This is a genomic window from Spirosoma pulveris (genome assembly GCF_054781875.1).
Genome location: NZ_BAAGTO010000004.1, coordinates 478,890 through 489,405, shown reverse-complemented (window position 1 = coordinate 489,405; position 10,516 = coordinate 478,890). Strand labels below are relative to the sequence as shown.

Sequence of the window (10,516 nt, the reverse complement as noted above, 5' to 3'; positions counted from 1 at the left end):
TCGGCGCGATAGGCTTCGACGACCTTCCAGCGGAATAGGTGTCGAGTTTTCTTTTTCTTATAGCCTAACAAATCATTAAGATACGTATTCATACTGGATTCTGACTAGATTTTCCAGTAGCATACGTTTTCCACAAACGCGCGTCGTTTTAGTATCTTTACACAACGTTTGACGCTTTTTTGCCGCTATGTTTCGCCTTGCCCAGAATCCTGCTTTTGCCAGCCTGTTGCCTTCGTTCGAAGGTGAACTCTATTTCGATGAATCGCCCGAGCATACGGCCCAACGGATTTTGTACGCTACCGATGCCTCCGTGTATCAGGAAATGCCCATTGCAGTAGCGCTGCCGAAATCCGTTGCCGATATAAAGCGGTTACTACGCTTTGCGCAGCAGCATAAACTGGGGTTGATTCCACGGGCGGCCGGTACATCGCTGGCCGGTCAGGTAGTGGGCAGCGGCATCGTTGTCGACATCTCGAAACACTTTGGCAGCATTGTTGGCATCAACGCGGCCGAACGGTGGGTGCGGGTCCAGCCGGGCGTTATCCGCGATGATCTCAACGCCTTCCTGAAACCGCACGGACTGCTTTTCGGCCCCGAAACCTCCACCGCCAGCCGCGCCATGATCGGCGGTATGATCGGGAATAACTCCTGCGGGCTGCACTCCATCATCTGGGGCACCACCCGCGACCACCTCCTCGAAGTAAAAGCCGTACTCAGCGACGGGGCAGAAGTCACGTTCGGGCCGCTCAATCAGGCGCAATTCGATGCCAAATGCCGGGGCGAAAACGTCGTGAGCCCGCTCGAACAGCGCCTGTACGTTCAATTCCGCGACTGGCTGTCAAAACCAGACGTTCAGAAACACATCCGCGAAGGGTTTCCCAAGCCCACCGTCAGCCGAAGAAACACCGGCTACGCGCTGGATGCGATGGTGATGTTTTGGGCAGAGGGCAGAGGGAGCAGGGCAGAGGGTAATACAGAGGAAGCTAAATCTGGGTTTCCTCCTATGCCCCATGCCTCAAACCCTTTGCCTTATACCCCAAGCCCTCTGCCCTCTGCACCCACCTTCAACTTCGCGCACCTCATTGCCGGTTCGGAGGGGACGCTCTGCTTCATTACGGAGGCCAAGCTGAACTTACTACCGCTGCCGCCCAAAGAATCGGCGCTGGTATGTGCGCACTTCGACACCATTCGGCAATCGCTGGAAGCCAATCTGGTGGCCCTGGCGCACAACTGTTCGGCATCGGAACTGGTCGATGACTACATTCTGCAACTCACCAAAACCAACATCGAGCAAACCAAAAACCGGACGTTCGTTGAAGGTGACCCAAAAGCCATTCTGATGGTCGAGTTTTTCGACGAAACCGTGACAGGTGTCGGCCAGAAAGCGCAGGATTTTGTGGATGCCCTACAGGAAAAAGGGTTGGGATACGCCTATCCAATCCTGTTCGATACCGAAACCCAAAAGCCCTGGGCGTTACGCAAAGCCGGGCTGAGTATCATGTACAATATTCCCGGCGACGATAAACCGGCGAATGTCATTGAAGATACGGCCGTTGATGTTCATGATCTACCGGATTATATCGACGAACTGGACCGCATGGCCTGGGAAAATCACGGACTCAAACTCGAATATTCGGCCCATGCCGGGGCGGGTGAGATTCACGTGTTGCCGCTGATCAACCTCAAGTCATCGGAAGGACGCGCCAAATTCCGGGCGTTGTTGATGGATACGGCCCAGCTGGTCAAAAAATACGGCGGTTCGCTCTCCGGCGAGCACGGCGACGGGCGGTTGCGGGGCGAGTGCATCGCCTTTATGCTTGGCCCCGAAAATTTCCAGCTGTGCAAAGACGTCAAAGAGCTCTGGGACCCGCAAAACACCTTCAACCCCGGCAAGGTTGTGAACACGCCCCCCATGAACGAGTCGCTGCGGTCGGAGGCCGACGTGGTGATTCCGCAACCCAAAACCGTGTTCGACTTCTCTAAAGACGGCGGCTTGCTGGAACTGGCCGAGAAATGCTCCGGCTCCGGCGACTGCCGCAAAACCGAAATCTCCGGTGGCACAATGTGCCCGAGTTACATGGCCACCCGACGCGAACACGACACCACACGCGCACGGGCCAATATCCTGCGGCACTTCTACAGCAATACCGAAAAACCCCTTGCGAGCGACTACGAAGCCGTTAAAGATGTACTGGATCTGTGTCTGTCGTGCAAAGCCTGTAAAGCCGAATGCCCCTCGAGCGTAGACATGACCCGGATGAAGGCCGAATTCACCCAGCAGCACTACCGCGAGAAAGGTGTTCCGCTCCGGGCAAGACTGGTAGGAAACTTTACGAGACTTATGTCACTGGCCAGTAAAGCACCCTGGACGTACAACGCTATTTATAATAACCCGACACTCCGGAAGGCAGCCAACCGCGCCGTTGGTTTCCATCCCGACCGTACCATGCCGGAGCTGGCGAAAACGACGTTGAATAAATGGTGGTGGGAACAGAAAAAAGAAGAGAACGAACGGATTGGCCGTGAAACGCGCAACAACTATTGGCCGTCGCTTCATGCCAAACCTTCCCCGCTCCTCGCGCCTAATTCCCAGCTTCTTCTTTTCATCGACGAATTCACGAATTACAATGATGTGGAAGTCGGCCAGAAAGCAATTCTGTTAATGCAGCGTCTAGGCTATTCTGTCACCATTCCCGAACACGTGGAAAGCGGCCGCACGTATCTGTCGAAGGGTCTGGTAGACGATGCCAGGACCATCGCTATCCGAAACGTGACCTTACTCAAAGACCTCGTTACGGACCAGAAACCGCTGGTTGGCCTTGAGCCTTCCGCCATTTTAACCTTCCGCGACGAGTACCCGGTCCTCGTGCCGGCTGAACTTAAAGAAGACGCCGAACGCATCGCGAAAAACGTTTTCCTGTTCGAAGAGTGGCTCGCCCGTGAAGCCGACGCCGGACGTGTCGACCGCAATCTCTTTACGACCGATGTTCAATTGGTGAAGGTACACGGACACTGTCATCAGAAAGCCCTGTCGTCCATGATTCCGGTCAAGAAAGTACTGTCGCTGCCTAAAAACTACACGGTTCAGCTGATTCCGTCGGGTTGCTGCGGCATGGCGGGCTCATTCGGGTACGAAGCCGAACATTATGAACTGTCGATGCAAATTGGTGAAATGGTGCTGTTTCCGGCTGTCCGGCAAGCCGAAACGGCCATTATTTCGGCGGCAGGCACCAGTTGTCGGCACCAGATTAAGGACGGTACCGGTCGCAAAGCCCAACACCCCGCCGAGATTCTGTTCGACGCGCTGTTGTAATGCGTTTTTTTGCAGCGTGGTTGGAAACTGCATAGCCGTAGGCTAAATCAAAATTACAATGGTTAGCCTGCGGCTACGCGGGTTTATACCCAAGCTGCAAAAAACCTTTTGCCTTTCTGGTGGTTCTCCATAGACCTAAAACATTCACATTGTCATGGAAAACAACGCAAATCTCTCCGATGGAGCCAGACAGGCCGACACAGTCTCCAGCGAACACGCTGAAACAATGTTCAGTGCCGATCAGGCTGAAACCAATATGGTGAAGCTGGTTGATGGCAAACTGGTCTCAATGGGCGACACGGAAGATGATGTCTCGGATGATATGCCCCGTATCCGGCTGGGAAGCGACGAAGAGCGCGCTCTGACCGGCGACGATAAAAAGAAATACGAAAACTCGGATGCTGCCCTGCGGGCCGGCACCATGTTCGACCCCTCGGTAATGCCCGACGATCCAATTGCCGTTGGCGACATTACGGGTAATCCGGATGCCGGTTCGGGTGTTAATACAGGCTTGCCGTCTGAAGACGCACCAGAAAAGAATGAAACGAAGACCAATTCATTCGACGGATGGAATTTCATTGGTGGTAATTATCCGTCTGCCGATATGATTCCGTCTACGCCCGGCACGCCTGACCCTTTGCAACCCGTTCCGGGCATTCCCGAAACGCCACCGGCACCGCCGGTTCCCGGTCCTGAAATTCCGGATCTGCCCGGTTCGCCAAATCCAGTCACCCCGGAGATTCAGGAGCCCGATCAGCCCGATCGGTCGCATGAAATCAACGCGGTAACGTTAAGCACTTTCACCTCGGGTTTGCCCAGCGTAATGCCGCCGGACGACCTGGAAACAAGCGAGCCCGTGGCCGGAACAGAGTATCAGGGGGCAGCCGCCGGTCCGGACGATACCGGTATGGAAGACAAGCCCGATACAGGTGACTCGGCCCGTCCGTACGATGTCAACGCCAAGGATACGCATACGAATCAGCCAGGCGAACGGCCGGAGGAAGCCAAAGAAGCGCAGAACCTCCCCCGCGAGCTGGCCGACGAGAGCAGCGTTACGGCACAGGATATGATCTCCGGTTCGGACCGCTCCGACCAGAAATCGACGGATGGACTGGATCGCAAATACAACGACCCGCAAGCCGCCCGCGACATGGCGAGTTGATGAATAAAATGAACGTAACGCGGCTGGAAAGCTACGCCCGAGCATGGTGTCACAATCATTTCGGGCGCGGCTTTCCAGCCGCGTTACTTTTTTTTACATTTAGCCTAAAATTCCAAACTACATGAAAAAGCTACTTATTCCCTGCCTTTTGCTCAGCGCCTTCGCGTTTACAGCACCTCCAAAGTGGACAATGTTGTTCGACGGCAAGACTATTAAAGGATGGCATAGCTACCACAAGGACGGCGTAGTCGGCTGGTCTATCGAAGATGGCGCCCTAACGCCCGATGGCACCGGTGGCGACCTCGTGACCGATAAAGAATACGAAAATTTCGACCTGGAGTTCGAATTTAAAATTCCCAAAGGCAGCAACAGCGGTGTCGTTTACAAGATCATCGACAGCCCCGACATCAAGTCAACGTACATGTCGGGACCTGAGTACCAGGTGATCGACGACAAAGGCTATGTGGATGGCGACGGGAAGCCCTACAAGCTGAAAGACACCCAAATGACCGGTGCCAACTACGATATGATCCCTCCCTCCGACTTTAGCGTGGCCAAGGCTCCCGGCGAGTGGAACAAAGGCCGCATTGTGGTCAACAATAACCACGTTGAGCACTACCTGAACGGCAAAAAGCTGGTCGATTACCAATATGGCTCCGACGAGTGGAAAGCACTGGTAACTAAGAGCAAATTTGCGAACTGGCCCTATGCTACACCCCATGCGAAAGGCAAAATAGCCCTGCAAAACCACAGCCCTAAAGAGCGCGTGTGGTACCGGAACGTAAAGATTCGGGAGTTGTAGACCTGCACGCAAAAGTAAAAGGCCCTATTCTGTTAATCGGAGTAGGGCCTTTTGTTTAATTATTAGTCTATTAACTAGCATCCATTTAAGGATTATTGAATTGGCGCGTTTTCCTGCTCTCTCAGCAACCAGGCCTTTAACCAAAAAGTCTACCTTTGTGGTATGATAGCCCCGTCTTCGCTCTATCCGGTTACTCCCCCCTGATGTAAAGCCCCTGCTTTTCGTAGTGCATGTATTATGCTGGCCGATCTTCATCAGCCAGTGGGTCTTTTTTGTCTATCAGGCTATATCTCCATGAATCAATATTTGAATTTATTCGACTTCAAGCAACGCGTCGATTACAAAAATGAAGTGCTTTCCGGCTTAACAGTGGCTCTTGCCCTCATTCCTGAAGCTGTCGCTTTTGCCTTAATTGCCGGTCTTTCGCCCCTGACGGGCTTATATGCTGCGTTTGTCATGGGCCTGGTTACGTCTGTACTAGGCGGACGGCCGGGTATGATTTCCGGCGCAACGGGTGCCGTCGCCGTGGTAATCGTCGCGCTTGTCAAGAGCCACGGTGTCGAATACATCTTTGCGACGGTAGTGCTGGCGGGGCTCATCCAGATACTGGCGGGTGTTTTCCGGCTGGAAAAATTCATTCGTCTGGTGCCGCATCCGGTCATGTTCGGCTTTGTCAACGGGCTGGCCATTGTTATTTTCCTGTCGCAGATGGACCAGTTTAAAGTGGTCGATGCCACGGGTACACTGCATTGGATGACGGGGCCACCGCTCTTTATGCTACTGGGGCTGGTCGCGCTGACGATGCTCATCATCTGGGGATTGCCCCGCTTAACCAAAGCCGTTCCGGCTTCGCTGGTGGCTATTATTACGGTTTCACTGTTAACCATTGGCCTGAACATCGACACCCGCACCGTTGGCGACATTGCGTCCATACAGGGCGGCTTTCCGCCGTTTCATATTCCGGCGGTACCCTTTACGCTCGAAACGCTGTCGATCATTTTTCCCTATGCGCTCATTGTAGCGGGTGTGGGCCTGATCGAAAGCTTACTGACCCTGAATCTGATCGATGAAATTACCCAGACCCGCGGCCGGGGCAATAAAGAGTGCGTAGCGCAGGGACTGGCCAACGTAACCAGCGGCTTTCTGTCCGGTATGGGCGGCTGCGCCATGATTGGCCAGAGCCTGATCAATATTTCGTCCGGTGCACGGGCCCGACTGTCGGGCATAGTGGCTTCGGTTATGCTGCTGTTTTTTATTATCGTCGGTGCGCCAATAATTGAGAAGCTGCCTATGGCGGCACTCACGGGCGTAATGATTATGGTCGCTATCGGCACGTTTGAGTGGGCCAGCCTAAAAACTTTTGGCAAAATGCCCTGGCATGATGTACTGGTTATGGTGCTGGTAGCGGGCATCACTGTTCTTTTCCACAATCTGGCGCTGGCCGTGCTCGTTGGCGTTATTATTTCGGCGCTGGTGTTTGCGTGGGAAAACGCCCGTCGGATTCGTGCCCGGAAATACGTCGATCGAACCGGGGTAAAACATTACGAACTGTACGGCCCCTTGTTCTTTGGCTCCGTGATGGCTTTCCGGGAAAAATTCGACGTGGCGGGTGACCCGAAGGAAGTAATTATTGACTTCAGAGACAGCCGGGTGGCGGATATGTCGGGGATCGAAGCCCTCAGCAAATTGACCAGTAGCTACCAGCAGGCGGGCAAAACGATTCACCTCAAACACTTAAGCGCCGACTGCCGACGTCTGCTGACAAACGCCGACAGCCTTATTGACGTCAACATTTTGGAAGATCCTGATTATACAGTGCTGGCGGATGACTAGGTATGGGCCATCCGCCAGCGATAGTTTAAGTAAAGAACCTGACGCACGGTTAGCGAAGAGTGTCTCGGCTCTAGTTGCCATCAATAACCCCGCGCGGTATTATCGGCTCGGGGGTCGGATGCGCCTTCATAGGAGCCGTCGGGGCGTACTAACACGCAGTCCATACGGCCAAGCGTATTGCTGAGCTGTTCCAGCATGTACCCCCGACTTTTCAACGCGTCGATGGTCGTGGGGGAAAAAGCCCCGTTTTCAAAAATCGTTTTGTCAGGCAGCCACTGGTGGTGGAACTTCAGCGCGTTGACCGACTGCTGCATGGTCATGCCGTGTTCTATTACGTTCAGGATCGTCTGGTAAACCGATGTCATAATGGTTGATCCGCCCGGCGTGCCGACTACCATGAATAGTTTGCCGTCTTTTTCGAGGATGGTTGGCGTCATGGAGGATAACATGCGTTTGTGGGGCGCAATGGCGTTTGCCTGGTTGCCAATCAGTCCATACATATTGGGCGATCCAGGTTTGATGCTAAAATCGTCCATTTCGTTGTTCATGAAGAATCCGGCACCACCAATCACCACCCGGCTGCCGTATCCACCGTTGAGGGTAGTGGTAATACTCACAGCATTACCTTCTTTATCGACCACCGAAAAGTGGGTTGTTTCGAGGCTCTCGTAACCCGGAATGGTACCGCCCCGCACCGCCCGGCTGTCGGTTGCTTTGGCCCAGGAGAAATCAGTCCAGCGGGTGCGCAGGTACTCGGGGCTCATCAGTTGCCCGGCGGGTACCTTCACAAAATCAGGATCGCCCAGAAACTTGGCCCGGTCGGCATAGACCCGGCGTTCGGCTTCGATCATGACCTGTACGGTGCTGTCCCGATTCCAGCCCCATTTACGCAGCGGGTAGGGCTCTGTAAAGCGCATCATCTGCACCAGCGCAATACCACCGCTTGAGGTGGGCGGCATCGTTATTACGTTGTAGTTTTTGTAAGCCGCCAGAATGGGGTCGCGCCAGATGGAGTGGTAGTTTTTCAGGTCTTCCTGCGTAATCAGGCCCTTGCCGCGTACCATTTCTTCGGCCAGCAAACGCGCCGTTTCGCCCTCGTAGAAACCCGCCCGCCCCTGCGCCTGAATGCGCTGAAGGGTTTTGGCCAGATCGGCCTGTATCAATAAATCACCCTTGTGCCAGGATACCGTGTCGGTTGGGGCCGCACTTTTCAAAAAGTACGCTTTGCCGGGATTGATCGTGTTCAGGTCCGTTTTGATCCGGTTGAGTCCAAGCGCGTCCCGTTCTGTTAGTGGGAAGCCTTTGCTGGCGAGGTCGATGGCTGGTTGCAGCACCTGCGCCCAGGTCAGCTTGCCAAACCGCTTGTGGGCTTCGACCATCCCATCCACCGAACCGGGCACGCCACTGGCCAGATGCCCGCTGATGCTCAGTCCCGGCCGGACGTTCCCCAGCGAATCGAGGTACATATTCTGAGTAGCGCGTCCGGGGGCTTTTTCGCGGTAATCGAGCGAATACGCTTTCCCGGCCTTATCCCGGTACACCATAAAACCGCCCCCGCCAATGTTGCCCGCGCCGGGGTATACCACCGCCAGCGCAAACTGAACCGCAACGGCCGCATCGACCGCGTTCCCACCCGCTTTCAGAATAGCCAGTCCCACCTGCGAAGCCTCGGGATGGGCCGATGCCACCATACCGTTTCGCCCGATTACGCCAACCCGGTCCGAAAAGAACGGCTTAATGGTTGGGTCCTCATCGCGGTATTGGTAAACGCCCTGGCTCTGCTCAACTTTCGTATCGGCAGCAGCGGTTTTAGGCGATTGTGTTTTGCAGGAAGCGACCGCCAGCGCAAAACCGAACAGGCAGTAGAAAGGAACGAGACGTTTAGTCATAGGGCTTCAGATTGCGGTTGTATTCCGTTAATTTACAAAAATAATGTTATCCCGACGATACCCAAATCCGCCACTTATCCGCCCGAACCTTATACTTGTCCAAAATGGTTTGGGGAAGCAGAGTCATTATCGTACTTTCATAGCTGGAGTTGTACTGACAGAATATCAGTCAGGTAAAACGCCCTTTCACTCTATCGCTCTTTAAATCAGGTGAAGTTCCTTCGTCAGACTTTTGAAAGTTTCCGGTTTGCGTGGCAGGCACTGCGGTCGAATCTGCTGCGTACACTGCTTTCTCTACTGGGCGTAACTATTGGCATTTTTGCCATTATTGCGGTTTTCACCCTGGTCGATTCGCTGGAGGGGAGCATCCGTACCAGCCTGTCGTTCATTGGCGATAAAGTCGTTTATGTGCAGAAGATGCCGTGGTCTTTTGGAGGAGAGTATCAATGGTGGAAATTCTTTCAGCGGCCTGAGCCAAAATATTCTGAATACAAATTCCTGAGCGAACGACTGGAAAACGCCAAGGCTGTTGTGGCTATGAGTTTCAAAGGGCGCGTCACGATCAAGCGGGAGAATAACAGTATGTCATCCCTGATTCAGGGAACAACGCTGGATTACAATGTTATTTCGGATGTGCCGATTGAGAACGGGCGTTACTTTACCCAACAGGAAATTGATGTGGCCCGCAACGTGGCTATCATTGGTTCCGATGTAGCCGAAAACCTGTTTCCGGGCGAAGACCCCGTTGGCAAAACCTTCAAGATCAGCGGACTTAATTTCACAGTTATTGGTGTACAGCGCAAAAAGGGTGAAAGTCTGCTCAATGTAGGCGGCAACCCCGATATCAAATGCCTGATTCCGTACGGTGCCTTTGCCAAAATGTTCAACTCCATCAACCCCAACCTCACCATCACCATCAAAGGGTACGATACGGACGAAGGGCTCCTTGAGCTGGAGAGCGAGATCAGGGGATTGCTGCGCACCCGACGCGGTTTACGACCCATACAGGACGACAATTTTGCCATTAACCGACCGGAAGCAGCGGCTCAGGCCATTGGAGGAATCTTTGCGGTGCTGACAATCGCCGGCTGGGTAATCGGCGGCTTCTCGATCTTGATCGGTGGATTCGGTATTGCCAATATTATGTTCGTCAGTGTTAAAGAACGTACGAATATTATCGGTATTCAGAAGTCGCTGGGAGCCAAAAATTATGTCATCCTCTTTCAATTTCTTTTCGAAGCTGTTCTGCTGAGTCTTGTTGGCGGACTGGCGGGTATTTTTCTCGTTTACCTGCTGTCGTTCATGAGTTTAGGCAGTCTGGAGCTGGTTCTTTCGGCCAGTAACGTTGCCCTTGGCCTGGGCGTCTCGAGTGCAATCGGGATTATATCCGGTATCGTTCCGGCGTTTTCGGCCGCCCGTCTTGATCCCGTCATTGCCATCCGGGCGAAATAATTTCGCCGGTTTGTCCGGCCCGGAGAAGTCCAAATCCTTCCTGAATACGTATTTATACCAGTAAC

General features: G+C 53.7%; 6 protein-coding genes. 5 read left to right on the top strand and 1 reads right to left on the bottom strand.

Annotation, left to right across the window (positions count from 1 at the left end; all coding sequences use genetic code 11):
* The first annotated feature begins 187 nt into the window (after window positions 1–187).
* The 4 genes from ACYVJM_RS17845 (at window position 188) to ACYVJM_RS17830 (ending at window position 7,110) form a co-directional block, all read left to right on the top strand.
* The gene (locus ACYVJM_RS17845; RefSeq protein WP_461149580.1) at window positions 188–3,313 is read left to right on the top strand and encodes an FAD-binding and (Fe-S)-binding domain-containing protein; all 3,126 of its coding nucleotides are present in this window, start codon (window positions 188–190) and stop codon (window positions 3,311–3,313) included.
* 154 nt (window positions 3,314–3,467) lie between these two features.
* Complete coding sequence (locus ACYVJM_RS17840) at window positions 3,468–4,475, top strand: hypothetical protein (RefSeq protein ID WP_461149579.1); 1,008 nt, start codon at window positions 3,468–3,470, stop codon at window positions 4,473–4,475.
* A 121-nt stretch (window positions 4,476–4,596) separates the two neighbouring features.
* A complete protein-coding gene (locus tag ACYVJM_RS17835) occupies window positions 4,597–5,277 on the top strand; it encodes a 3-keto-disaccharide hydrolase (protein WP_461149578.1) in 681 nt (226 codons plus the stop codon).
* A gap of 294 nt (window positions 5,278–5,571) precedes the next feature.
* The gene (locus ACYVJM_RS17830; RefSeq protein ID WP_461149577.1) at window positions 5,572–7,110 is read left to right on the top strand and encodes a SulP family inorganic anion transporter; all 1,539 of its coding nucleotides are present in this window, start codon (window positions 5,572–5,574) and stop codon (window positions 7,108–7,110) included.
* 80 nt (window positions 7,111–7,190) lie between these two features.
* Here ACYVJM_RS17830 and ggt read toward each other — a convergent pair whose 3' ends face one another.
* On the bottom strand, window positions 7,191–8,999 hold the full coding sequence (gene ggt, locus ACYVJM_RS17825) for a gamma-glutamyltransferase (protein ID WP_461149576.1): 1,809 nt from the start codon (window positions 8,997–8,999) through the stop codon (window positions 7,191–7,193).
* A 210-nt stretch (window positions 9,000–9,209) separates the two neighbouring features.
* Here ggt and ACYVJM_RS17820 point away from each other — a divergent pair, with 210 nt between their 5' ends.
* On the top strand, window positions 9,210–10,451 hold the full coding sequence (locus tag ACYVJM_RS17820) for an ABC transporter permease (RefSeq protein WP_461149575.1): 1,242 nt from the start codon (window positions 9,210–9,212) through the stop codon (window positions 10,449–10,451).
* Window positions 10,452–10,516: the final 65 nt, after the last annotated feature.

What these genes read in the sequence shown, in the direction of transcription:
- ACYVJM_RS17840 (WP_461149579.1), top strand. Translation starts at nt 3,468, where the DNA reads ATGGAAAACAACGCAAATCTCTCCGATGGAGCCAGACAGGCCGACACA.
- ACYVJM_RS17830 (WP_461149577.1), top strand. Translation starts at nt 5,572, where the DNA reads ATGAATCAATATTTGAATTTATTCGACTTCAAGCAACGCGTCGATTAC.
- ACYVJM_RS17845 (WP_461149580.1), top strand. Translation starts at nt 188, where the DNA reads ATGTTTCGCCTTGCCCAGAATCCTGCTTTTGCCAGCCTGTTGCCTTCG.
- ACYVJM_RS17835 (WP_461149578.1), top strand. Translation starts at nt 4,597, where the DNA reads ATGAAAAAGCTACTTATTCCCTGCCTTTTGCTCAGCGCCTTCGCGTTT.
- ggt (WP_461149576.1), bottom strand. Translation starts at nt 8,999, where the DNA reads ATGACTAAACGTCTCGTTCCTTTCTACTGCCTGTTCGGTTTTGCGCTG.